This window comes from Pseudomonas sp. RL (assembly GCF_000647775.1).
GTDB lineage: Bacteria > Pseudomonadota > Gammaproteobacteria > Pseudomonadales > Pseudomonadaceae > Serpens > Serpens flexibilis.
Map to the genome: position 1 here is coordinate 1 of NZ_JBOY01000033.1, position 24279 is coordinate 24279.

The 24279-nt window shown below is 63.7% G+C and carries 25 protein-coding genes and 1 pseudogene; 19 read left to right on the forward strand and 7 right to left on the reverse strand.

What is annotated here, in order from left to right; all coding sequences use genetic code 11:
* Positions 1-243: 243 nt before the first annotated feature.
* Genes AS93_RS0106505 through AS93_RS0106515 form a run of 3 tightly spaced genes read right to left on the reverse strand, consistent with a single transcriptional unit; the run spans position 244 to position 1864 of the window.
* Positions 244-492, reverse strand: coding sequence for a cytochrome C oxidase subunit IV family protein (locus AS93_RS0106505; protein WP_027589859.1), 249 nt, complete (start codon positions 490-492; stop codon positions 244-246).
* 9 nt (positions 493-501) lie between these two features.
* Positions 502-1101, reverse strand: coding sequence for a cytochrome c oxidase subunit 3 (locus AS93_RS0106510; RefSeq protein ID WP_027589860.1), 600 nt, complete (start codon positions 1099-1101; stop codon positions 502-504).
* Entirely contained in the window at positions 1085-1864 is a 780-nt protein-coding gene (locus tag AS93_RS0106515) for a CbbQ/NirQ/NorQ/GpvN family protein (protein WP_234702662.1), read from the reverse strand. The genes AS93_RS0106510 and AS93_RS0106515 overlap by 17 nt, the downstream gene beginning before the upstream one ends.
* A 233-nt stretch (positions 1865-2097) precedes the next feature.
* Here AS93_RS0106515 and AS93_RS0106520 point away from each other — a divergent pair, with 233 nt between their 5' ends.
* The 13 genes from AS93_RS0106520 to AS93_RS20180 all read left to right on the forward strand — a co-directional run bounded on the left by AS93_RS0106520 (position 2098) and on the right by AS93_RS20180 (position 14396).
* Positions 2098-3789 (forward strand): nitrite reductase, encoded by a 1692-nt coding sequence (locus AS93_RS0106520; protein ID WP_275451965.1) that lies wholly within the window; start codon positions 2098-2100, stop codon positions 3787-3789.
* Positions 3790-3841: 52 nt separating this feature from the next.
* Positions 3842-4447, forward strand: a complete 606-nt coding sequence (locus AS93_RS0106525) for a NapC/NirT family cytochrome c (RefSeq protein ID WP_027589863.1) — start codon at positions 3842-3844, stop codon at positions 4445-4447.
* 43 nt (positions 4448-4490) lie between these two features.
* Complete coding sequence (locus AS93_RS0106530) at positions 4491-5366, forward strand: ethylbenzene dehydrogenase-related protein (protein WP_027589864.1); 876 nt, start codon at positions 4491-4493, stop codon at positions 5364-5366.
* 507 nt (positions 5367-5873) lie between these two features.
* On the forward strand, positions 5874-7595 hold the full coding sequence (locus AS93_RS0106535; RefSeq protein ID WP_027589865.1) for a cytochrome D1 domain-containing protein: 1722 nt from the start codon (positions 5874-5876) through the stop codon (positions 7593-7595).
* Positions 7596-7652: 57 nt separating this feature from the next.
* Positions 7653-7970 carry a c-type cytochrome gene (locus AS93_RS0106540; protein WP_027589866.1) on the forward strand — a complete coding sequence of 106 codons (318 nt, stop codon included), beginning with the start codon at positions 7653-7655 and terminating at the stop codon, positions 7968-7970.
* Positions 7971-8028: 58 nt separating this feature from the next.
* Entirely contained in the window at positions 8029-8316 is a 288-nt protein-coding gene (locus AS93_RS0106545) for a cytochrome c (RefSeq protein WP_037008655.1), read from the forward strand.
* 1 nt (position 8317) lies between these two features.
* Positions 8318-9496, forward strand: a complete 1179-nt coding sequence (locus AS93_RS0106550; protein ID WP_027589868.1) for a cytochrome D1 domain-containing protein — start codon at positions 8318-8320, stop codon at positions 9494-9496.
* Position 9497: 1 nt separating this feature from the next.
* Positions 9498-9959, forward strand: coding sequence for an Lrp/AsnC family transcriptional regulator (locus tag AS93_RS0106555; RefSeq protein ID WP_027589869.1), 462 nt, complete (start codon positions 9498-9500; stop codon positions 9957-9959).
* A complete protein-coding gene (locus tag AS93_RS0106560) occupies positions 9956-10462 on the forward strand; it encodes an Lrp/AsnC family transcriptional regulator (protein WP_027589870.1) in 507 nt (168 codons plus the stop codon). The genes AS93_RS0106555 and AS93_RS0106560 overlap by 4 nt, the downstream gene beginning before the upstream one ends.
* Entirely contained in the window at positions 10455-10898 is a 444-nt protein-coding gene (locus tag AS93_RS0106565; RefSeq protein WP_027589871.1) for an AsnC family transcriptional regulator, read from the forward strand. Before AS93_RS0106560 ends, AS93_RS0106565 begins: the two co-directional genes overlap by 8 nt.
* Entirely contained in the window at positions 10873-11361 is a 489-nt protein-coding gene (locus AS93_RS0106570; protein WP_027589872.1) for an Lrp/AsnC family transcriptional regulator, read from the forward strand. Before AS93_RS0106565 ends, AS93_RS0106570 begins: the two co-directional genes overlap by 26 nt.
* 852 nt (positions 11362-12213) lie before the next feature.
* Positions 12214-12681: a hypothetical protein gene (locus tag AS93_RS20560; protein ID WP_155956116.1), complete on the forward strand. Its 468-nt coding sequence runs from the start codon at positions 12214-12216 to the stop codon at positions 12679-12681.
* Positions 12682-12749: 68 nt separating this feature from the next.
* Positions 12750-14396, forward strand: a complete 1647-nt coding sequence (locus AS93_RS20180) for an AAA family ATPase (protein WP_081798237.1) — start codon at positions 12750-12752, stop codon at positions 14394-14396.
* Positions 14397-14458: 62 nt separating this feature from the next.
* Here AS93_RS20180 and arfB read toward each other — a convergent pair whose 3' ends face one another.
* From arfB to AS93_RS0106585, 3 genes are all read right to left on the reverse strand, one after another.
* Complete coding sequence (gene arfB, locus AS93_RS0106575; protein WP_027589873.1) at positions 14459-14872, reverse strand: alternative ribosome rescue aminoacyl-tRNA hydrolase ArfB; 414 nt, start codon at positions 14870-14872, stop codon at positions 14459-14461.
* A 189-nt stretch (positions 14873-15061) separates the two neighbouring features.
* Positions 15062-15496 carry a hypothetical protein gene (locus AS93_RS0106580; protein ID WP_027589874.1) on the reverse strand — a complete coding sequence of 145 codons (435 nt, stop codon included), beginning with the start codon at positions 15494-15496 and terminating at the stop codon, positions 15062-15064.
* 111 nt (positions 15497-15607) lie between these two features.
* Entirely contained in the window at positions 15608-15838 is a 231-nt protein-coding gene (locus AS93_RS0106585; RefSeq protein ID WP_051587363.1) for a hypothetical protein, read from the reverse strand.
* Between the two features lie 421 nt (positions 15839-16259).
* Here AS93_RS0106585 and nirJ point away from each other — a divergent pair, with 421 nt between their 5' ends.
* From nirJ to mapR, 6 genes are all read left to right on the forward strand, one after another.
* Positions 16260-17447 carry a heme d1 biosynthesis radical SAM protein NirJ gene (nirJ, locus tag AS93_RS0106590; protein WP_027589876.1) on the forward strand — a complete coding sequence of 396 codons (1188 nt, stop codon included), beginning with the start codon at positions 16260-16262 and terminating at the stop codon, positions 17445-17447.
* Positions 17448-17504: 57 nt separating this feature from the next.
* On the forward strand, positions 17505-18326 hold the full coding sequence (gene cobA, locus AS93_RS0106595) for a uroporphyrinogen-III C-methyltransferase (RefSeq protein ID WP_027589877.1): 822 nt from the start codon (positions 17505-17507) through the stop codon (positions 18324-18326).
* Entirely contained in the window at positions 18317-19834 is a 1518-nt protein-coding gene (locus AS93_RS0106600) for a nitrite reductase (protein WP_027589878.1), read from the forward strand. The genes cobA and AS93_RS0106600 overlap by 10 nt, the downstream gene beginning before the upstream one ends.
* A 262-nt stretch (positions 19835-20096) precedes the next feature.
* Positions 20097-20615: a superoxide dismutase family protein gene (gene sodC / locus AS93_RS0106605; protein WP_027589879.1), complete on the forward strand. Its 519-nt coding sequence runs from the start codon at positions 20097-20099 to the stop codon at positions 20613-20615.
* A gap of 139 nt (positions 20616-20754) precedes the next feature.
* On the forward strand, positions 20755-22155 hold the full coding sequence (gene ccoG / locus AS93_RS0106610) for a cytochrome c oxidase accessory protein CcoG (RefSeq protein WP_027589880.1): 1401 nt from the start codon (positions 20755-20757) through the stop codon (positions 22153-22155).
* Positions 22156-22208: 53 nt separating this feature from the next.
* Complete coding sequence (gene mapR / locus AS93_RS0106615; protein ID WP_027589881.1) at positions 22209-23612, forward strand: GntR family transcriptional regulator MpaR; 1404 nt, start codon at positions 22209-22211, stop codon at positions 23610-23612.
* Between the two features lie 198 nt (positions 23613-23810).
* Here mapR and AS93_RS0106620 read toward each other — a convergent pair.
* Positions 23811-24279: pseudogene (locus tag AS93_RS0106620) on the reverse strand (methyl-accepting chemotaxis protein); the annotation flags it as partial.

Here is a 24279-nt window from a genome sequence, read left to right on the forward strand (position 1 = left end):
AGGCACCGGCCCGACACCGCAGCGGCGGACAGGTGAAGCGTTGTCCGCCCTACGTTCGTTCGCCGGTATCGCCCGCCCAGCCGGCGTAGGGCGGACAACGTTGTTCTTGTCCGCCAGCCCAGGTACCGGCCCGGCGCCGCAGATGGCGGACAGGTGAAGCGTTGTCCGCCCTACGTTTTTTCTGCGGCATGTGAGACAAAAAAAGGCCGGCTTGCGCCGGCCCAACCCCTACAAAGGAACCCCTTACAACAACGTGAGCCACACCCCACCGGCCATGGCCAGCGGCCAGCCGAACAGCAGGACCCGCCAGAACAACGGGGCGTGACGCAACTCCATGAAGCCGTCGGTGATCAGCCAGGCCTTGCCCAGCGCCACCGCCAGCATGCCGCCGGCCAGGGCCAGGCTGGTTCCCAGGCCTCCCAGGGCCACGGTGCCCACCGACAGCAGCACCAGTCCCAGCCAGCAAATCAGCAATGTCTTCGACGCGCTCACTCGCCCTCCTCAGCCCAACAGGTAGACCAGCGGAAACAGCAGCACCCACACCAGGTCCACCATGTGCCAATACAGCACCCCGGATTCCAGTCCGCTGCGCGAGGTCCCGGGCGCGTAAGCGCCGATGCGGCAGCGGTTGGCCATGTAGCCGAGGATCAGCATGCCCAGCAGCACGTGCAGGAAGTGAAAGCCGGTCAGCAGCCAGTACAGGGTGAAGAAGGTGTTGTATTCCAGTCCGTAACCCAGTCCGGCCAGATGCCCGTATTCCTGCAGTTTCAGCACCACATACACGCCCGCCGAGACCAGCGCGGCCAGCAGCAGCCAACCGGCCCGATCCTGGCGTGCGCCGCGCACCTGCTCCACCGCCAGGGCGGCGAACAGCCCCGAGGTCAACAGCCCCAGGGTCAGCGCCAGGCCGGTGGAGCTGTCCAGCGCCAGGCGGCTTTCGCGGAACAGATCGATATGCAGCATCTGCGTGACCGCGAAGGCGAGGATCAGGATGCCGAACACCGCCAGCTCGGCGAGGATGAAGATCCACATCGCCAGGTCGCCGGGCAGCCGGCGGGCCACCCCGGCGGACAGCACGGCCGGATCAGTCGAAATGGACATCGACCACATCCATCAGCGCCGCCACGGTCTGCGCGTCATCCGACAGCGGTTCGGCCAGGCACGCCAGGCAGGCTTCGCGCGGCGTCAGGCCGGCCTTGATCATGCTGGCGGTGAAGATCAGCAGACGGGTCGAGGCCACTTCCTCCAGATCGTGCTGCTCCAGCCGGCGCAGCGCCTGGCCAAGCTTGACGATGCGCGCCGCCAGCAACTCGTCCACCCCGGACTCGCTGGCCACGATGCGGATTTCCTCGGCCTCGCTCGGGTAGTCGAAACGCATAGCCACGAAACGCTGGCGGGTGGACGGCTTCATGCCCTTGAGCAGGTTCTGGTAGCCGGGGTTGTAGGACACCACCAGCATGAAGCCGGGCGGCGCCTTGAGGGTTTCCCCGGTGCGCTCCAGATACAGCTCGCGGCGGTCGTCGGCCAGCGGGTGGAGGACCACGGCGGTGTCCTGGCGCGCCTCGACCACTTCATCCAGGTAGCAGATGCCGCCTTCGCGCACCGCGCGGGTCAGGGGGCCGTCCTGCCACCAGGTGCCCTCGGCGCCGATCAGGTGGCGACCGACCAGGTCGGTGGCGGACAGGTCGTCATGGCAGGCCACGGTATACAGCGGCAGCCCCAGACGGTGCGCCATGTGCTGCACGAAGCGGGTCTTGCCGCAACCGGTCGGCCCCTTGATGAGCACCGGCAGCCCCTGCTTCCAGGCCTGCTCGAACAGTGCCACCTCGTTGCCCAGCGCCTGGTAGAAGGGCGCCGTGCTCAGCTCCGGCTTCTCGATTGCATTCACGGAAATACCTCAGCGATGCGGTAGGTCATGGCCGCAACCTACCCGCGACAAGGCGTCACGCTCAAGGGTTTCCGAGCCCCCTCTTGATTGTCGTCAAGCGTCTCGTCAGATGCCTCTCTCTAGGATCGGCCCTGCCAACAAGAAGGTCCCGGTGGCAAACGCAGTCGTTCTACATGGAGCTGCCAACGCGCTCCAACAAGGAGAAGAACATGTCGATGTCGAGCACCGTAGCAAGACCCTTACTGGCTGGTCTGTTCGCCAGCCTTTCCCTGCTGAGCCTGGGTGTCGCCCAGGCGTCGGCACCTGCCATGACCGCGGCCGAGAAGGAAGCCGCCAAGAAAATCTACTTCGAGCGCTGCGCCGGCTGTCACGGCGTGCTGCGCAAGGGCGCCACCGGCAAGAACCTGGAGCCGCACTGGGAGAAGGTGCAGGCCGACGGCAGCAAGCTGGAAGGCGGCACCCTGAAGCTGGGCACCAAGCGCCTGGAAAACATCATCGCCTACGGCACCGAAGGCGGCATGGTGAACTACGACGACATCCTGACCAAGGATGAAATCAACCTCATGGCCCGCTACATCCAGAACGCCCCGGACGTACCGCCGGAGTTCTCGCTGCAGGACATGAAGGACAGCTGGAAGCTGATCGTGCCGGTGGACAAGCGGCCGAAGAAGCAGATGAACAAGGTGAACCTGAAGAACGTCTTCGCCATCACCCTGCGTGACGCGGGCAAGCTGGCGCTGGTCGACGGGGACACCCACAAGATCTGGAAGATCCTCGACACCGGTTACGCGGTGCACATCTCGCGCCTGTCGGCTTCCGGCCGCTACGTCTATACGGTTGGCCGCGACGGCCTGACCACCATCATCGACATGTGGTTCGAGGAACCCACCACGGTCGCCACTGTGCGCCTGGGCTCCGACGCCCGTTCGGTGGACGTCTCCAAGTTCGCGGGCTACGAGGACAAGTACCTGATCGGGGGCACCTACTGGCCGCCGCAGTACTCGATCATGGACGGCGAGACCCTGGAACCGATCAAGGTCGTCTCCACCCGCGGCCAGACCGTGGACGGCGAGTACCACCCGGAACCGCGCGTGGCTTCCATCGTCGCCTCGATGATCAAGCCCGAGTGGGTGGTCAACGTGAAGGAAACCGGGCAGATCCTGCTGGTGGACTACACCGACCTGAAGAACCTCAAGACCACCACCATCGAGTCCGCCAAGTTCCTGCATGACGGCGGCTGGGACGCCTCCAAGCGCTACTTCATGGTCGCTGCCAACGCCTCCAACAAGGTCGCCGCGGTGGATACCAAGACCGGCAAGCTGGCCGCGCTGGTGGATACCGCGAAGATCCCGCACCCGGGTCGCGGCGCCAACTTCGTGCACCCGAAGTTCGGTCCGGTATGGTCCACCGGCCACCTGGGCGATGACGTGGTCTCGCTGATCTCCACGCCGTCCGAAGAGAAGAAGTACGCCCAGTACAAGCAGCACAACTGGAAGGTGGTGCAGGAGCTGAAGATGCCGGGCGCCGGCAACCTGTTCGTCAAGACCCACCCGAAGTCCAGGCACTTCTGGGCGGATGCGCCGATGAACCCGGAGCGTGAAGTGGCCGAGTCGGTGTACGTGTTCGACATGAACGATCTGAACAAGGCACCCAAGCAGCTCAACGTCGCCAAGGACTCCGGCCTGCCGGAGAGCAAGGCGATCCGCCGCGCCGTGCAGCCGGAGTACAACGTGGCCGGCGACGAGGTGTGGATCTCCCTGTGGGGAGGCAAGACCGACCAGTCCGCCATCGTCGTGTACGACGACAAGACCTTGAAGGTGAAGCGCGTGATCACCGATCCGGAGATCGTCACGCCCACCGGCAAGTTCAACGTCTTCAACACGATGCACGACGTGTACTGATCGCCTGCCGCCACCCCCGCGCCCGGCGCGGGGGTGAGCCGAGGACCACACCATGAAAGACCCTGAAGTTCGCACGTCGGCGTTCAAGCGCCTGCTCGCCCTGCTGAAGCGGCCCAGCGCGCGTTACTCGCTCGGCGCCCTGCTGCTGGTCGGGTTCGCGGCCGGGGTGATCTTCTGGGGCGGGTTCAACACCGTCCTGGAAGCCACCAACACCGAAGCCTTCTGCCTCTCCTGCCATGAGATGCGCGACAACGTGTACCCGGAGTACCAGCAGACCATCCACTACAGCAACCGCACCGGTGTGCGCGCCACCTGCCCGGACTGCCACGTGCCCAAGGAGTGGACCTACAAGATGGTCCGCAAGATCCAGGCTTCGCGGGAGCTGTGGGGCAAGCTGGTGGGCACCATCGACACGCCCGAGAAGTTCGAGGCCAAGCGCCTGCAGCTGGCGCGCAGCGAATGGGCGCGCATGAAGGCCGCCGACTCGCGCGAATGCCGCAACTGCCACAGCCTGGACAGCATGAACGCCGCCAGCCAGAAACAACGGGCCCGCAAGCAGCACGAGATGGCCCGCGAAGACAACATGACCTGCATTGACTGCCACAAGGGCATCGCCCACCGCAAACCGCAGGGCATGACCGAGGAAGACGAAGGATAAGGACCGCCTGACGGACCACACAGCCTTGACGGAGAACCCCACCATGACGCTTTCCCCGCTGCATACCGCAATTGCCGGCGCCCTGCTGCTGACCACCCAGGCCGCCCTCGCCGCCCCGCCCGCCGACTGGAACGCGGTGCCGGCCACTGACATCACCCTGTTCTACCCGGGCGTCTCGCCGGTGGAATGGATCACCAAGGGCACCGAACACGGCGGCGCCCGCGCCCTGAAGAAAGGCGAGACCTGTGCCGACTGCCACTCCGAGGAAGCAGGCGACATGGGCAAGAAGATCGTCGGCGGCGCGAAGCTGGAGCCCAGCCCCATCGCCGGCAAGGCGCCCTTCATCAATGCACGGGTACAGGCCGCCCATGACGGCCAGAACCTCTACCTGCGCTTCAGCTGGCAACAGCCGGCGGCGTCCGGCGCGGCGAAGATGGACGCCAAGAACCCGGTGAAGCTCGCCTACATGCTCGAAGCCGGCGCCCAGGTGGAACTGGCCGAACAGGGTGGCTGCTGGGGCAGCTGCCACAACGGCGTGCGCACCATGCCCGGCGGCGACGAACAGAAGACCAAGTACGTCAAGGACGGCTCGCTGGCGGCCGGCGTGTACTACGACCTCAACCAGTGGCGCAGCGGCGAGAACAAGGCCTACGACGGCCACATCGCCGAAGCGCGCGTGATGGAAGGCGGCAGCGCGCTCAAGGGCGCCACCGGCGGCCAGAACGGCGGCACCTGGTCGGTGGTATTCACCCGCGCCTTCGCCGGCGGCCAGGGCGACGTGACGCTCGAACCGGGCAAGGTCTACAACTTCGGCTTCGCCATCCACGACGACCACGCCAGCGGTCGCTACCACCACGTCTCGCTGGGCTACCAGCTGGGCATCGACGCCGAGGCGGGGATCACCGCCAAGCGTCTGTAAGAACCTCTCCCCGTCCCTTCAGAGACGGGGGGTACTCTTTCCGCGGCCGACCGGGACCCGGCCGCGGTTTTTTTCCCTTCCTTTATATCCAGGATTTCCACCCCTGCGCGGCTGCGATCGTGCGTAGGTGACCCGTAGGGCGGACAACGTCGTTTCTGTCCGCCGGGCGCGGCTGCGGTCGGGCGCCATCGGCGGACAGGAAAGCGCTGTCCGCCCCAAGTTCTGACCGCCCTCGTGCGCGGGCAGGGCTTTGGAACCGTTTGATTATCGTCAAGGACCTTCCTCAGGCCCGCGCGCGATCCTAGCCCCGCATCACGGCGCCCGGCCTCGGTGTGAGGGGCATCGACCCGGAGCAAAGTTTTCACCAGACCCAAGGGCCAGATCGAAAACAGCCAGTTACCCAGAACAGAGAGTACCGATCCTAAAAAAATGTACTCACCGAGTACCCCCGTACCCGCTGTAATGGCCCGCCGCGATACGACCCAGGCCGGCCCTAAGGAGATTCGCATGAGCACCGCAAGCAAACCGCTAGTGACAGGGTTCATTGCCGCTCTTTCGCTGCTCGGCGTTGCCGTCGCGCACGCCAAGACCACTACCCCCGACAGCCCTGATGCCGCCTACACCAGCCAGGCCTCGGCCGTCGATCCGTCCAGTGCCCAGGTGGTACGTAGCCCCGGCGCACCGGACCTGACCGCCGGCGAGTTCGAGAAGGCCAAGGAAATCTACTTCCAGCGCTGCGCCGGCTGCCACGGCGTGCTGCGCAAGGGCGCCACCGGCAAGCCGCTGACCCCGGACATCACCCAGCAACGCGGCCAGGCCTTCCTGGAGGCGCTGATCACCTATGGTTCGCCCGCCGGCATGCCCAACTGGGGCACGTCCAACGCGCTGACCAAGGACGAAATCACGCTGATGGCCAAGTACATCCAGCACACCCCGCCGACGCCGCCGGAGTGGGGCCTGGCCGAGATGAAGAATTCCTGGAAGGTGCTGGTCAAGCCCGAGAACCGTCCGAAGAAGCAGCTGAACAAGCTGGATCTGCCCAACCTGTTCTCCGTCACCCTGCGTGACGACGGCAAGATCGCGCTGATCGACGGCAAGACCAAGAAGATCGTCAAGACCATCGATACCGGCTACGCCGTGCACATCTCGCGCATGTCCGCCTCCGGCCGCTACCTGCTGGTGATCGGCCGCGACGCCAAGATCGACATGATCGACCTGTGGGGCAAGGAGCCGATCAAGGTCGCCGAGATCAAGGTGGGTATCGAGGCCCGCTCGGTGGAAACCTCGAAGTTCAAGGGCTACGAGGACAAGTACGTGATCGCCGGCGACTACTGGCCGCCGCAGTTCACCATCATGGACGGCGAAACCCTGGAGCCGCTGCAGATCGTCTCTACCCGCGGCATGACCGTCGGCACCCAGGAATACCATCCGGAACCGCGCGTGGCGGCGATCATCGCCTCCCACGAACACCCGGAGTTCATCGTCAACGTCAAGGAAACCGGCAAGGTCATGCTGGTGAACTACGAGGACATCGACAACCTGTCCATCACCAGCATCGGCACCGCGCCGTTCCTGCATGACGGCGGCTGGGACGTCAGCCACCGCTACTTCATGACGGCGGCGAACAACTCCAACAAGGTCGCGGTGATCGACTCCAAGGACCGCAAGATGGCGGCCCTGGTGGACGTCGGCAAGATCCCGCACCCGGGTCGTGGCGCCAACTTCAACCACCCGAAATACGGTCCGGTGTGGGCCACCAGCCACCTGGGCGACGAGACCATCTCGCTGATCGGCACCGATCCGGAGAAGAACCCGCAGCACGCCTGGAAGGTGGTGGAAACCCTCAAGGGCCAGGGCGGCGGTTCGCTGTTCATCAAGACCCACCCGAAATCACGCAACCTGTACCTGGATACCACCTTCCACCCCGACGCGGCGATCAGCCAGTCGGTGACGGTGTTCAACATCGACAATCTGGCGGCCGGCTACACCGTTCTGCCTATTGGCGACTGGTCCGGAATCAAGGAAGGTGCCAAGCGCGTCGTGCAGCCTGAGTACAATAAGGCCGGCGACGAAGTCTGGTTCTCGGTTTGGAGCGGTCAGGACGAGGAATCGGCCATCGTGGTGGTCGACGACAAGACCCTCAAGCTCAAAACAGTGATCCGGGACAAAAGGTTGATTACCCCGACGGGTAAATTCAACGTGCACAACACTCAGTACGACGTTTACTGAGGTACCTCCGCGGGACGGGTTCGCCGCCCGTCCCATTAGCCTTAAGGAAGTCTTTATATGAAGAAAGTCCTGCTCCCGATGCTCGCCCTGGGCGCCGCCATGAGCCTGCAGCCGGCCCTGGCCGCTGACGGTGAAGCGCTGTTCAAGAGCAAGCCCTGCGCTGCCTGCCACAACGCCGACATGAAGATGGTCGGCCCGGCCCTCAAGGACATCGCCGCCAAGTACGCCGGTGTCGCCGGTGCCGCCGACACCCTGGCCCTGCACATCAAGAACGGCAGCCAGGGCGTCTGGGGTCCGATCCCGATGCCGCCGAACGCCGTATCCGACGCCGAAGCCAAGACCCTCGCCGAGTGGGTCCTGTCGCTGAAGAAGTAAACCGCAGGGGGACGTCATGAACAGATCGCGATTGCTGAGTTTCATCACCGCCCTGAGCATGACGTCCCTGCTGTCAATTCCCCCGGTGTCGGCCGATGAATCCATCGACCGCCGCCAGCTGGAGCATCTGCTCCTGCAGGACTGTGGTTCCTGCCACGGCCTGCGCCTGACCGGCGGACTCGGCCCGGCCATCACCCCCGAGGCCCTCGCCGGCAAACCCCGCGACTCCCTGATCGCCACTGTTACCCACGGCCGCCCCGGCACCGCCATGCCCGGCTGGAACGCCCTGCTCAACGACGGCGAAATCACCTGGCTGGTCGATAGACTCCTGCAAGGAAATCCCTGACATGAAGCGCCCTTCCCTGCTGCTGGCCCTGGCCAGCCTGGCTCTCTGCGCCTGCGCGCAGCCCACCCTGCGCGGCACCGGTGATCTTGGCGTGGTGGTCGAACGCGCCGCCGGCACCCTGCAGCTCGTCGAAACCAGCGGCCAGACCCGCCTGGCGCGCATCGAGGGCCTGGGCGACCTGTCACACGCCTCGGTGGTGTTCTCCCGCGACCAGCGCTTCGCCTACGTGTTCGGCCGCGACGGCGGGCTGAGCAAGGTCGACCTCTTGGAACAGCGCCTGGTCAAGCGCGTGGTGCAGGGCGGCAACAGCATCGGCGGCGCCATCAGCCAGGACGGCACGCTGATCGCCGTGGGCAACTACGAGCCGGGCGGCGTGAAGGTGTTCGACGCCGTGACCCTGGAACCGGTGGCCGACATCCCCGCCACCCCGCTGCCCGACGGCAGCCGCAACTCCCGGGTGGTCGGCGTCACCGACGTGCCCAACAACGGCTTCATCTACAGCCTGTTCGACACCGGCGAAACCTGGCTGCTGGACTTCAGCGAAAGCCGCACGCCGAAGGTCACCCGCTTCGAGAACATCGGCAAACAGCCCTACGACGCCCTGCTCACCCCGGATGGCCGCTACTACGTGGCCGGTCTGTTCGGCGAGGACGGCATGGCCAAGCTCGACCTCTGGCACCCCGAGCGCGGCATCGAACGCATTCTCGATGGCTACGGCCGCGGCCAGCAGAAGCTGCCGGTCTACAAGATGCCGCACCTGGAAGGCTGGACCGTGGCCGGCGAGCAGACCTTCGTCCCGGCCATCGGCCAGCACCGCGTGCTGGTGGTCGACAGCCACAGCTGGAAGCAGATCGGCGCCATCGACGTGGCCGGCCAGCCGGTGTTCGTCATGGCCCGCCCGGACGGCCGGCAGATCTGGGTGAACTTCGCCCACCCGGACAACCACCTGATCCAGGTGATCGACACCGAAACCCGCAAGGTCATCAAGACCCTGGAACCCGGCCCGGCCGTGCTGCACATGGAATTCACCGCGCGCGGCGACCAGCTGTGGCTGTCGGTGCGCGACAACAACGAGGTGCAGGTCTGGGACCCGTACCGCCTGGAGCTGATCCAGCGCCTGCCGGCCGACAGCCCCAGCGGCATCTTCTTCACCAGCCGCGCCCACGAGACGGGGCTGTGACATGGACCGCCTCCAGCCGCTGGACCGACGACTGATCGAACGCTTCCAGCACGGCATGCCGCTGTGCGCCGAGCCCTACCGGGCCATGGCCGAGGAACTGGGCTGCAGCGAACAGGCGCTGCTCGACAGCCTGCGCCGACTGCAAGAGCGCGATGCCCTGTCGCGCATCGGCCCGGTGTTCGAGCACAGCCGCGCCGGCGCCAGCACCCTGGTCGCCCTGGCGGTGCCCGCCGAACGCCTGGAACAGGTGGCCGCGCGCATCAGCCAGTACCCCGAGGTCAACCACAACTACCGACGCGAGCACGCCTACAACCTGTGGTTCGTGCTCACCGGGCCGGATCGCGCCAGCCTGGATCGCCTGCTCACCGAGATCGAGACGGACACCGGCCTGGCCCCGCTCGATTTGCCGATGGAGCACTCCTACCGCATCGACCTGGGTTTTTCCCTGGAGAACCTGCCATGACGCCGCTCGACGACCTGCAGGCCGTGCGCCTGCGCCGCCTGCTGGAAGAAGGCCTGCCGCTGGAAGCCAGTCCGTATCGTCTGCTGGCCGAGCGCATCGGCGCCACCGAAGACCAGGTGCTCGCACAGGTCCGCCAGTGGCAGAGCGAGGGGCTGTTCCGCCGCGTCGGCCTGGTGCTCAAGCACCGCGCCCTGGGCATCCACGCCAACGCCATGCTGGTGCTGGACATCCCCGACGCCGAGGTGGACGCGGTGGGCGAACGGCTGTCCGCCGCGCCGGGGGTCAACCTCTGCTACCGCCGCCCGCGCCGCCTGCCGCACTGGCCCTACAACCTGTTCTGCATGGTGCACGGCCGCGAGCGGGCCAGCGTCACCGCGCACATCGCCGCGCTGCTGGCCGAACTGGGCCTGAGCGAGCGGCCGCACAAGCTGCTGTTCAGCACCCGCGCCTACAAGCAATGCGGCGGGCGCTTCGCGCCGGCCCTGGACCGCGCCCATGGATGACCTCGACCGCCACCTGATCAACCGCCTGCAACTGGGCCTGCCGCTGGTGCCGCGCCCGTGGGAGGCCCTGGCCGAGGAACTGCACAGCGATTCCGCCACCCTGCGCGCCCGCGTGCAGGCCCTGCTGGACGACGGCACCCTCACCCGCTTCGGCCCCATGTTCGACATCGACCGCCTGGGCGGCGCCTTCACCCTGGCCGCCCTGTCCGTGCCGGAAGAACGCTTCGACGCCGTGGCCGCCATCCTCGACGGCCTGCCGGAAGTCGCCCACAACTACCGCCGCGAACACCAGTGGAACATGTGGTTCGTGCTCGGCTGCGCCACCCCCGAAGGCATCGCCGCCACCATCGAACGCATCGAAGCGCTGACCGGCCTGCCGGTGCTCAACCTGCCCAAGGAGGAGACCTACCATGTCGGCCTGCATTTCCAGGTTTGATGGGGCGCTGGTCCGCCGCCTGATGGAACTCACCCAGGCCGGCCTGCCGCTGGTGGACAACCCCTGGGGCTGGATCGGCGAACAGCTCGGCCTCGACGAACAGGCCGTGCTCGACCTGCTGCGCCAGCTGCAGGCCGACGGAGCCATCCGCCGCATCGCCGCCGTGCCCAACCACTACCGCCTCGGCTACCGCCACAACGGCATGACCGTGTGGGACGTGGACGACGCCGAACTCCCCCACCTTGGCCCGCTGCTCGGCGCGCAAGCCTTCGTCAGCCACTGCTACCGCCGCCCCCGCCGCGACGGCTGGCGCTACAACCTGTTCGCCATGGTGCATGGGCGTAGCGCGGAAGAGATCGAGGCGTACCGGGCGCAGATTCGCGAATTGCTGGGCGAGGCGTGCCGGGGGGATGAGATGCTGGTGAGTAGTCGGATATTGAAGAAGACGGGGTTGAGGGTGTAACCAGAGGCAAATGCTTCGGCTCCGCACCTGCGACTTTATGGTCATTGTTTGCCCATACCGTCCGAGCTAACTTCGGACTTCCCTCCGCTGGCAAAGGATTGCTGTCTTGCTTACTGCTTTTTTCATTAGCCCCATGCATGTTCTAGAACCGTGCTTTTCGACGTGGCTGGCACTTGCCTGTGTTCAGGTTGCGCGTGCGGCGCGCGTCTAGCGCACGCGAATATGGGATAGGGCCGCGGGGCTGGAGGTCAGCGATGGGTTCGCACAGCATTTCGCTCGGGGAGTGTTTCCGAACGGAGCTCGACCGAATCCTCGGTTATTCGTTAGATGCATAAGCGTGGAATTCCATCTAACCGCTTTTATACACTCCTCACCACCAAGTTGCTCTTACTGTTAGAAAGGGAGATTCGGATGGCAAGATTTATCATTAACAACAACCAGCAATCGAACGGCGACTACGAAGTTCACAACAAAACAACTGGCTGTTCCTACATGCCACACGTAGAAAGCCAAGTCGATCTCGGAGAGCATCTAAATTGTCATGGCGCTGTCGCACATGCCAAGCGGCAATGGCCACAGGCACAAATTAATGGCTGCTACTACTGCTGCCCTTCGTGCCACACCAGCTAGCAATACATAACCCTTCGGTCAAACGCCCCTGCATTCCGGGGCCGCCTACCTTTTTTATTTAAAGGCAAGTAAGTACGTAATATCCCTAGAAAAAATTTGACTATAAAAACGGGCAGATTTATTTATTTTAGCCAGTCGCGCACCCGCTAGGTATCTCGAAAAATAAATCTGCCCCTTTCGATCAAGACAATATTACATCTAATTACTCATAGAGTAGAGATAATGAATAACCGTCTAACAGCCGAGGCGTTCATAATATTCTTGCTTGGAGGTGTTCCGCTCATCGCCAGCTACTTGCTAGGCGGCGCAAATAATCTTCAAATCATGACCAAGGTCCTTGTCACTAATAATAACTTCCTAAACTATTACATTATTTCTCTATTTGTCGCATCCCTTCTAACTGGATGGCTAAGCTGGCTCATTTGGAAGCCTACAGATTCGACCAGAGAAACTTGGAAAATCATCACAACAATTCTGACTGAGGCCGGCTCTGGTGCGCTAGGCATCATCAGAGTTGCAGCCGGAGTCCTGCTTACTTTCCCCTCAATGTGGCTGTTCCTTGAGCCAGATAGTTTCATGCTAGAAAAGGCCGCCCCTCTAATCATTTACGGAATTATTGCATTCGGTGAGTGCGTAATAATTTCGGGCTGGCAAAAAACCATACAGCGTAGGGCGCGAATTAATCTCTAGCAACACGCCAAACCAAAAAAGCTGCACTTTTGAGCCAGACACCAACACTAATAGATAAGGATATTCCCATGAAGTTATCGGCATTACTAATCTCAAACTTTAAGGGTATTAAGGAAGAAATAAAAATAATCATCGACAACATTGTCGTCCTAGTCGGCCCCAACAACAGCTGCAAGTCTACAATTCTAGATGCATACGAAGCCTATGTTTCCATGGGAAGCGCTTTAAGCCTGGATCACTTCCACGGTCGAAATTTCGCTAATCCAGTGATCATTACAGGCGTATTTAATGATGTTACGCAGGATGACATCGAAACTTTAGGCCAGGAGTGGCACTTGCAAAATGATCCTGAGTTTGGTGACTGTGCAAAATTTCAAATTCGCTGGGAAGCACCAGACGAAAACGGTGTGAAATATAGCTTTAGCAATAAGACGAATGATTGGAAAAAAGGTGGCGCAGGTGGATGGAATGCTATATTGCAGAGCAGATTGCCAATCCCAATACGGCTAAATCCAAATGACGGCTACGATGCACTAGAGAAAGTTGTAAAGGACTTAGCATCAAAGAATGCCGCCAAGAAATTAAAAGATGACAAGAGTAAAATCGCCGGCATCGTCGCAGAAATTGAAAAACTTGCTCAAGAAGTAGACAAAGAGCTTTCTGGCAGCATTGGACAGCTAAGCAATAAAATTCAATTGGAGCTAAACAAACTTTTTCAAGGCGCTACTGTAAGCTTTGAGACCGGCGTAGGAAAATTTAAAGCGGAAGACGCCATTAAAGATGGAAGCAAGTTTTACATTAAAACAAGTAACCACCCATCATCTCTGGAGCATCAAGGGACAGGATTGAAAAGGGCTTTTTTATGGTCAGCCGTTAACGCTTTGTGTAGTGAGGGGATGTATAAGCAGGGTACAAAAGTAATTCAGGACGAAGCACCAAAAGTACTTTTAATTGATGAGCCCGAAATAAACCTTCATCCATCATTAATCAGAGCCGCCAGAAAAGCCATTTATGCATTGGCGGATTTAGATGGATGGCAAGTAATCTGCACCACTCATTCACCAGTATTCATTGACCTAACCCAAGACCACACTACGCTAATTAAAGTATCTAATAACCAGCAGGGGGTTTTGTACTTCCAAACGGATAAAGCTCAATTTAGCCCTGACGAGCGAGAAAATCTAAAGATGCTAAATCGTTGCTGTCCGACGGTGAATGAATTCTTCTTTTACCCTAATTCCATCTTGGTTGAGGGAGATACCGAATACCTAGCCTATCAGTACATAATAGAAAAAAGCGGCATGGAAGGAAGTTATTGCGTCATTAATTGCAGAGGAAAAGCAAACATCCCCACATTCATCAAGATATTTGATCAGTTCAACGCAAATGCCATTGCAGTTCACGACTTAGACACAAAGCTCAGAAAAGATGGCGCAGCCAATGCTATGTGGACAATTAACCTAAATATTCGAGCATTAGCTGATGCAACAAACGGACGAGTTAAGACAGTTGTTCATAACCCCGATTTTGAAGGTTTCTACCTCGACGAATCTCCAACTAAAGACAAGCCATACAATTTATTTACGCACTTAACATCTGCTGATTTTGAAACTAATGAAAAATATAAAGAGCTAAGGGAATCCCTGAATTCAATTATTAATGGAACTCATAAGGGCTTATACAGCACACAAGCAGAACTAGACGCCATGGCTTAAGCTCATGTAAAGGGGGATACAGGAAGTGCCCCCTGGCTGGCTTCACCGCCTGCTCGCCCCCTTCAATACTCCACCCTCCCCCGCCCAGCCTTGATCGCCGCCCTCTGACTCTTGCCTTCAAGCCGCCGCTTTTTCGAGCCAAGGGTCGGCTTGGTCGGGCGCCGAGCCTTCTCCACCTTGCCAGCGCTGCGAATCAGCTCGGCCAGGCGTTGCAGGGCATCCAGACGATTCTGTTCCTGGGTGCGGTACTGCTGCGCCTTGATGATGACCACCCCGTCGGCGGTGATGCGGCTGTCGCGCAGCGCCAGCAGGCGCTCCTTGTAGAACTCCGGCAGCGACGAGGCACGGATATCGAAGCGCAGATGCAGCGCGCTGGATACCTTGTTGACGTTCTGCCCACCGGCGCCCTGGGCACGGATCGCGCTCAGCTCGATTTCGCTGTCGGGCAGTTCGACGGAGTTGGAGATGTGCAGCATGGCGGGCTCGGAGAATGGCCGGGGCGACAGGATACCCCCGGCCCCGCCTGGCCGCGACCCCACGGTTCCGACCGGTGCAGAGCCCAACGGCGGCCGGGGAAAGGCGCCGACCGCCCAACGATTAGCGCAGCCGGGGCGTTGTGCCTGGCGGACGAGGCATCGGTGTGGTTTTGTGGCTAGCCCGTGTACTTAGTCACCATAAAAGAGGTGCTGGCACGGGCCTGCGCGCGTGTAATCCTTATCAAGACGATAATTTGTAATCAACTTTGATTGGTTATCGACCTGAAGAATCAGCTTGCATTTGACGTTAACGTTTTTCGTATCGTACACAATGCCAGTCGTCATGCCAGGACGGTCCGTATTGTAGTAGGCATAGCTATCTGCCTCATACGTTATGCTTCGGGTACGAGAAAAATCCCAAATATAAGCCGTTATTTCATTGTTGATTTTCTCGGCTTTCAAAGGCTGCCCCCACTTAACCATGGCGGCATCGATGGGCTTTCCTTCCCAGTGGTTCTTTTGAACCAATTCAGGGATGGAAGGGACATCCACGCCCAGGATATGGCAGGCACTCAATAAAAAACTTGATGCAACAATGACTGAAGCACCCATGATTTTTTTCATTTAATTCCCTTCCAAGTTATATCCGTATCTTTTTCGGTGAACTGCCGGTGCAGAACCAGCGGCGGCCGGAAAAGCGCCGACCTCCCTACGCGTGCGTTGACGGCGCCGGGCTCAGAACCGCCATTCCGGTTTGAACAGGCCAACCACGAAAAACAGCGTGCTAAAGCCCCACGCCACCAGCGCATAGAGGCGGATCTGCTCGGCGTTCCAGCCCCACGCGAACCACTCCAGAAACACCATGCTCTTCCAGCCTTCGAGCCAGCGCGCGCCGCCCCAGCTGATGATCCATTTCCAGAACAGGCTGTTCAGGCAGTAGAGCGCAACGAAATCTCCGGTTTCCACGGATGCTCCTCGGCGATGGTCGGGGAGCCCGAGTCTATGCACAGCGGCCTGTGCCCGGATTGACGGCGATCTCGTTGCAACCGGAACCCTGCGGCTTCGCTGCAATAAACATCGGCGATCGTGAAAGCGTCGGCCGGTCGTAGCGTAGGCCACCGGGCGTGGCTTCGGTGCAATCCGAATCGGCGACCGAGAAAGCGCCGACCGCCCTGCCGGAACGCCGCCGTTGTGCCTCTGCAACATCACCACCAACCGCCCTCGCCTCCTCAGGGCGCGTGCGCCTCCACCGCGACATATCCGCGCTCCCTAATCGATCAGGCTGTGGCACAGCACTTTGCTTGTTTCTGATCAAGGAGCGAGACGGCCGGCTCGGCGATTCTCCCACGCAAAGGAGGCCTATTCGGTCTCGCGAGGAGAATTGTCCATGCTGCGAATCAGCCATTACCTGCGCGCGCTGGCCCGGCCGGAGGCCGGTCCCGTGCTGGGCGCGCGGGGCACGCCGGGGACCCGGCCGCCGGTGGTGATCTGGAACCTGTTGCGGCGCTGCAATCTCACCTGCAAGCACTGCTACGCCACCTCCGCCGACAGCGAGTTCCGCGACGAGCTGGACACCGCCGAGGCGCTGCGGGTGATCGACGACCTGCACACCGCCGGGGTGAAGGTGCTGATCCTCTCCGGCGGCGAACCGCTGCTGCGCGAGGACATCTTCGAGCTGTCCGCCTACGCCCGCGACAAGGGTTTCTTCGTCGCGCTGTCGACCAACGGCACGCTGATCGACGCGGGCAACATCGACCGGATCGTCGCCGCCCAGTACGACTACGTGGGCATCAGCATCGATGGCCTGGAGGCGGTGCACGACGACTGGCGCCAGCTCAAGGGCAGCTTCGCCGCCTCGATGCATGCCATCGACCTGTGCCGGGCGCACGACATCCGCGTCGGCCTGCGCACCACCCTCACCCAGTACAACTACCCGCAACTGCCCGAGATCCTCGCGCTGATGCGCGAGCACGACGTGCAGAAGTTCTACCTTTCGCACCTCAACTACAGCGGGCGCGGCAAGCGCAGCCGCAAGGCCGACGCCCATCACCGCATGACCCGCGACGCCATGGGCCAGCTGTTCGAGCAGGCCTGGGCCGACGTGGTGAACGGCCGCGACACCGATTTCGTCACCGGCAACAACGACGCCGACGCCATCCTGCTGCTGCAGTGGGTGCGCGAGCGCCTGCCGCAGCACGCCGCGCGCCTGGAGAAGATGCTGCGCGCCTGGGGCGGCAACGCCTCGGGCAGCGGCATCGCCAACATCGACAACACCGGCGCCGTGCACCCGGACACCTACTGGTGGCAGCACACCGTGGGCAACGTGCGCCAGCGCAGTTTCCGCGACATCTGGCTGGACAACCCCGATCCGCTGCTGCTGCGCCTGCGCGAACACCCGCGCGCCGTGGAAGGCCGCTGCGCCGAGTGCCAGTGGCTGTCGATCTGCAACGGCAACACCCGTACCCGCGCCTGGGCCGAAGGCAACCTGTGGGGTGAAGACCCCGGCTGCTACCTGAGCGACACGGAAATCGGCCTACCGGAAACCCACTGCATTCCCAGCGTGCAGCTCGCCTGACCGCATCCGACACAAGCGGCCACCAGAGCCGCCGATGAGACGAGATAAGGAGTCCGCATGGACCAGCTCACCCTCCCCCCTGCACTGCACGCGTCCCTCGTACCCGGCGAGGTCGCCCTGGTTGGCGCCGGTCCCGGCGATCCCGGCCTGCTCACCCTGCGCGCCTGGAGCCTGCTGCAACAGGCCGACGCGGTGGTCTACGACCGCCTGGTCAGCGACGAACTGCTGGCCCTGCTGCCGGCGCGCTGCGCCCGCCATTACGTCGGCAAGGCCAGCGGCTACCACAGCCTGCCCCAGGAACAGATCAACCAGCTGCTGCTGGACCTGGCCCGCGACCGCCTGCGCGTGGTGCGCCTGAAGGGCGGCGACCCGTTCATCTTCGGCCGGGGCGCCGAGGAGCTGGAGTTCCTGCTCGATCAGGGCGTCGACTGCCAGGTGGTGCCCGGCATCACTGCCGCCTCAGGCTGCACCACCTACGCCGGCATCCCGCTCACCCACCGCGACCTGGCGCATTCCTGCCAGTTCATCACCGGCCACCTGCAGAAGGACGGCGAGCTGAAGCTGCCGTGGAGCAGCCTGGCCAACGGCGGCCAGACCCTGGTGTTCTACATGGGCCTGGCCAGCCTCGGGGTGATCGGCCGCCAGCTGATCGCCGCCGGCCTGGCCGCCGATACCCCGGCCGCGCTGATCAGCCGTGGCACCCATGCGGATCAGCGCGTGGTGCGCGGCACGCTGGCGGAGCTGGAGGAAATGGCCTGCAGCAACCAGCTGAGCGCGCCGGCCCTGACGGTGATCGGCAAGGTGGTCGGTCTGTTCGCCGAGCGCACTCCGCAGTTCCCGGCGCGCCTCGTCGCCACGGAGGAAGACCCATGCGACTGATCATGACCCTGCTGGCCATCGCCGCCCTGCCGGCGGCGACCTTCGTGGCCCTCGACCTGTGCATCCCCAAGGCGGCCGCCGCGACGCTGGACGCCGATGCCCTGTACCGCCAGCACTGCCAGTCCTGTCACGGCGAGAATCGCCTGGGCGGCGCCGGCCCGGCGCTGCTGCCGGAAAGCCTCGGCCGCCTGAAGCCCGCCGAGGCGAAAAAGGTGATCCGTGACGGCCGCCCCGCCAGCCAGATGGCGGCCTACGGGCACCTGCTGGATGACGGCCAGGTCCAGGCGCTGACCGACTACCTGTACACCCCGCCCGCCGTGGCGCCGCAATGGACCGACGCCGACCTGCGCGCCAGCCACCGTCTGCTGGCCGATGTGCGCAAGCTACCGGACACCCCGCAGCACGGCGCCGATCCGCTCAACCTGTTCGTGGTGGTGGAAGCCGGCAACCATCAGGTGCGCATCCTCGACGGCGACCGCTTCGAGGAGCTGGCCAAATTCCAGTCGCACTTCGCCCTGCATGGCGGGCCGAAGTTCTCGCCGGACGGGCGCTTCGTCTACTTCGCCTCCCGGGACGGCTGGATCAGCGTCTACGACCTGCACAACCTGAAGATGATTGCCGAGGTGCGCGCCGGCCTGAACACCCGCAACCTGGCGGTCAGCAACGACGGCCGCTGGGCGCTGGTGGGCAACTACCTGCCGGGCGAGCTGGTGGTGCTGGACGCCCGCGACCTGTCGCTGGTCAAGCGCATCCCGGCCCAGGGTCTGGACGGCACGATTTCCCGGGTCAGCGCCGTGTACACCGCGCCGCCGCGCGACAGTTTCGTGGTGGCGCTCAAGGATGTGCAGGAAGTGTGGGAGCTGTCCTACGCCGGCCAGCCGACCTTCGAACCGCGCCGCATCCCGGCGGCGGACTTCCTCGACGACTTCTCCTTCACCCCGGACTACCGCCAGCTGCTGGCCACCTCGCGCAAGGCCAAGGGCGGCCAGGTGATCGACCTGGACAGCGGCAAGGCGCTGACCGACATCCCGCTGCCGGGCATGCCGCACCTGGGCTCGGGCATCTACTGGCAGCGCGACGGCCAGTGGGTGTTCGCCACGCCTAACGTCAGCCAGGGGCTGATCTCGGTGCTGGATATGCAGAGCTGGAAGCTGATCGAGGAAATCCCCACCGAAGGGCCGGGCTTCTTCATGCGCAGCCACGCCGACTCGAAGTACGCCTGGACCGACGTGTTCTTCGGCCCCAACAACGACGCCATCCACCTGATCGACAAGCAGTCCCTCAAGGTCGCCCACACCCTGCGGCCGATGCCCGGCAAGAACGCCGCCCACGTGGAGTTCACCCGCGACGGCAAGCACCTGCTGCTCAGCGTGTGGGACACCGACGGCGCGCTGCTGGTGATCGAGTCCGACACCCTCAAGGAGGTGAAGCGCATCCCCATGAACAAGCCCTCGGGCAAGTACAACGTGGGCAACAAGATCGGCTTCGTGGAAGGCACCTCGCACTGAGCCCGGCGGTTGCCGAGCCTGGCGTTGGGCGGACAACGCTTCACCTGTCCGCCGCTGGGCGCTCCGCCGATACCGCTGTCTGGCGGACAAGAACGACGTTGTCCGCCCTACGCCCCTGAGGTAGACCGCCTCGGGTCCTGCGTCTGGCCGCGACCAAAAGCTCGCGAATGAATTCGCTCCCACCGGGTTCATCGTCGAGCGCCGGCGATTCCCGATCCCGTCGCTATGCTCTCTGGGTTCACAACCCCTCTGAGGAGAGCCCATGAAGCCGAACATCACCCTGCTGGCCCTGCTGCTTGGCAGCGGCGCCGCCGTTGCCGATACCACCGTCACCCTGAACGCGGTCGATAGCCATGGCGTCGGCCAGGCGCTGGGCGAGGTCACCATAACCACCACCGAATACGGCCTGGTGTTCACCCCCAACCTGCACGGGCTGCCCAGCGGGCTGCACGGGTTTCATGTGCATCAGAATCCCAGCTGCGAACCGGCCGAGGTCAACGGCACCGCCACCGCGGCGGCAGCCGCCGGCGGGCATTACGACCCGCAGAACACCGGCAAGCACGGCACGCCGTGGGGCGACGGCCACCTGGGCGACCTGCCGGCGCTGTACGTGGACGAGGAAGGCAACGCCCGCCAGCCGGTGCTGGCCCCGCGCCTGAAGAAAGAAGAGGCGATCAAGGGCCGCTCGCTGATGGTGCACGCCGGCGGAGACAACCACGCCGATCATCCGCAGCCGCTGGGCGGCGGCGGAGCCCGGGTGGCCTGTGGGGTGATTCAGTAGCCGCTGCGCTGCCGCCGGCGGGACGCAAGGTCCCGCCGGCTCCATCTGATACGGTTTTTTATCAAAAACCTGAGCCTGTTTTTAAATCAGCCCGCCCCCGATCATTCCCGCAGCCCATTACGATTGTCGGGAACCTCCCATGAACGAACGCATCCCTGCCCGGGTCATCGAGACCATCGACCCCGGCAAGCCGGCTCGCCCGCTTGAAGGCGCCATCCACACCCGCAGCTTCACCGGCCGCTACCGCACGCTGCGCATGCTCGGCTCGGGGTTTCTGTTCCTGCTGTTCTTCGGCACCGTCTGGCTGACCTGGAACGACCGCCAGGCCGTGCTCTGGGATCTGGCCAACCGCCAGTTCCACATCTTCGCCGCCACCTTCCTGCCGCAGGACTTCATCCTGCTGTCGGCGCTGCTGATCATTTGCGCGTTCGGCCTGTTCTTCATCACCGTGGCCGCCGGCCGGGTGTGGTGCGGCTACACCTGCCCGCAAAGCGTGTGGACCTGGGTGTTCATGTGGGTGGAAAAGGTCACCGAGGGCGACCGCAACCAGCGCATCAAGCTGGACGCGGCGCCCTGGTCATGGAATAAGCTGCGCAAGCGCGGCGCCAAGCACGGTCTGTGGCTGGGCATCAGCCTGGTCACCGGGCTGACCTTCGTCGGCTACTTCACGCCGATTCGCGGCCTGCTCCAGGACCTGCTTGAGCTGCGGCTGCTCGATGCCGGCGTGCTGTGGGTCGTCGGCTTCGCCGCCGCCACCTACCTGAATGCCGGCTGGCTGCGCGAGAAGGTCTGCCGCGACATGTGCCCCTACTCGCGCTTCCAGAGCGTGATGTTCGACCGCGATACCCTGCTGATCGCCTACGACAGCGCCCGTGGCGAGCCCCGCGGAGCGCGCCGCAAGGACAGCGAACCGCGCGCCGCCGGGCTGGGCGACTGCATCGACTGCACGCTGTGCGTGCAGGTCTGCCCCACCGGCATTGATATCCGTGACGGCCTGCAGCTGGAATGCATCGGCTGCGGCGCCTGCATCGACGCCTGCGACACCGTCATGGACAAGCTGGGCTATGCGCGCGGCCTGGTGCGCTACACCTCGGAACGCGAACTGGACGGCGGGCGCACCCGTTGGCTGCGTCCGCGCCTGGTCGGCTACGCCATTGCCCTGTCGGTGATGATCGCCCTGTTCATCTGGGCGCTGGCCGCGCGGCCGCTGCTGTCGCTGGACGTGACCCGCGACCGTGGCCTGTTCCGGGAAAACACCGAGGGGCAGATCGAGAACATCTACCGTCTCAAGCTGATCAACAAGACCCAGAGCCCGGCCCGTTACCAGTTGGCGCTGGACGCCGGCGACGCGCTGCGCCTCAACGCGCCGGCCGAGTTCCGGCTGGCGGCCGGCGAGATCCTGGATATTCCGGTCAGCATCACCCGCGTCTCGGACCGGGGACAGGGCATGACCACGGAGATCCGCTTCGCGCTGCGCGACCTCGATCATCCCGAGCGCCGGGTCGACACGCCCTCCACCTTCATCGCACCGCAGCGCTGACACCGCCGGCGGCCTGTTAGAGTGCCGCCGACCCAGCAACGGATCAGGACCGCATGAAGCGCTACGAAAAGTTCGCCGACGAGATCGCCGAACTCATCCACACCGGCGTGCTGGCCGCTGGCGCAAAGCTGCCCTCGGTGCGGCATGCCAGCCGCACCTACGGCGTCAGCCCGTCCACGGTGTTCCAGGCCTATTACCTGCTGGAGGACCGGGGCCTGATCCAGGCCCGGGCGCGCTCGGGCTATTACGTGCGCGAGCAGGGCCCGCTGCCGATGCCCGAGCCGGGGCCGCCGTCGGCGCAGGCCACCGAGGTCGGCGTCAGCGAACTGGTGTTCTCGGTGCTGGGCTCGCTCAAGGACCCGCACACGGTGCCGTTCGGCTCGGCCTTTCCCAGCCCCGACCTGTTCCCCCTGCCACGCCTGGCGCGCTCCATGGCCCACGCCCTGCGCCACCTGTCGCCCCACGAGGTGATTGCCGACATGACCGCCGGCAATGCCGACCTGCGCCGGCAGATCGCCCTGCGCTACATGGTGCATGGCGTGATGTTGCCGCTGGAGGAGCTGGTCATCACCAATGGCGCGCTGGAAGCCCTCAACCTGGCCCTGCAATGCGTCACCCAGCCGGGCGATCTGGTGGCCATCGAGTCGCCGACCTTCTATGCCTGCCTGCAGGTACTGGAACGCCTCCAGCTCAAGGCCGTGGAGATTCCCGTGCATCCGCGCACCGGCATCGATCTCGACCAGTTGGCCGAGCGCCTGGAGCGGATGCCGATCCGCGCCTGCTGGTTCATGAGCAGCCTGCAGAACCCGCTCGGCGCCAGCCTGGACGACGACAAGAAGCGCGCACTCTGCCAGCTGCTCAAGCGCCACCAGGTGCCGCTGATCGAGGACGATGTGTATGCCGAGCTGTACTACGGCAACCAGCCGCCCCGACCGGTGAAGAGTTTCGACGACGAGGGGCTGGTGCTGCATTGCAGCTCGTTCTCCAAGTGCCTGGCTCCGGGTTACCGGGTCGGCTGGGTGGCGGCCGGGCGCTATGCCGAGCGCATCGCCAAGCTCAAGCTGATGACCACCCTGTCGCCGTCGGTTCCCGCCCAGGCGGCGATCGCCGATTACCTGCAGCATGGCGGCTACGACCGGCATCTGCGGCGCCTGCGCCACGCGCTGGAAACGCAGCAGGGCGCGATGCTGGCCTCGGCGGCGCGGCATTTCCCGGCGGGCACGCGGGTCACCCAGCCCACCGGCGGCTACTTCCTGTGGTTCGAATTCCCCGAACAGGTCGACGCGCTCGTGCTGTTCAAACTGGCGCTGGCCCAGGGCATCAGCCTGGCGCCGGGGCCGATCTTCTCCGCCAGCCAGGGCTTCGGCCACTGTGCCCGGCTCAACCACGGCCATCCGTGGAGCCCGGTCCATGAGCGGGCCATGGACGTGCTGGGGCGCATCCTGCACTCCTTCTGACGGCGATGCCCCCTAGGCACCGTGCGCTTCGCGCTCCGCCACCAGCTGGTTGACGATGCGCATCACCTCGCGGTTGGCCTGCTCCATGCCGCCCAGGTGCCGCAGGGCGTCCTCCAGGGCCTGGCGATCGTAGGCGGCCAGCGCGGCCCGGGCCTCGTCGTGCACGGCGGTATGCGGTGCCTCGATCTGCCGGAGCGCGCCCTCGCGGTCGCGACGATCCTCGGCGTAGTACCACTGGCCGAAGCGGCAGGCGTGCTCATCCGGCAGCTGCGGCGTGTCGGCGCCGTTGCCTAGCAGGTGGTTGTAGACGACGAACTTCAGTCCCAGCTCATCCAGGTTGGCGCGTTCGATGGCCGCGCGGCGGGCGGACGCCTCGATGCCCTGGCGCATGCGCAGCGCCAGCGCGTGCAGCCCGTGCATCGCCGTCACCGCCGCACCGGTGGTGTCGCTGAAGCCCCGGGCCTGGCGGCCCTGCGCCTCGATGCACTGGTTGACCTCGTCGATATTGCTCTGCACCTCGCCGATGCGCGCGACGATTTCCTGGGTGGCCTGGGCGCTTTTTTCCGCGAGTTGGCGCACCTCGCCGGCCACCACGGCAAACCCCCGCCCGGCTTCGCCGGCGCGCGCCGCCTCGATGGCCGCGTTGAGCGCCAGCAGGTTGGTCTGC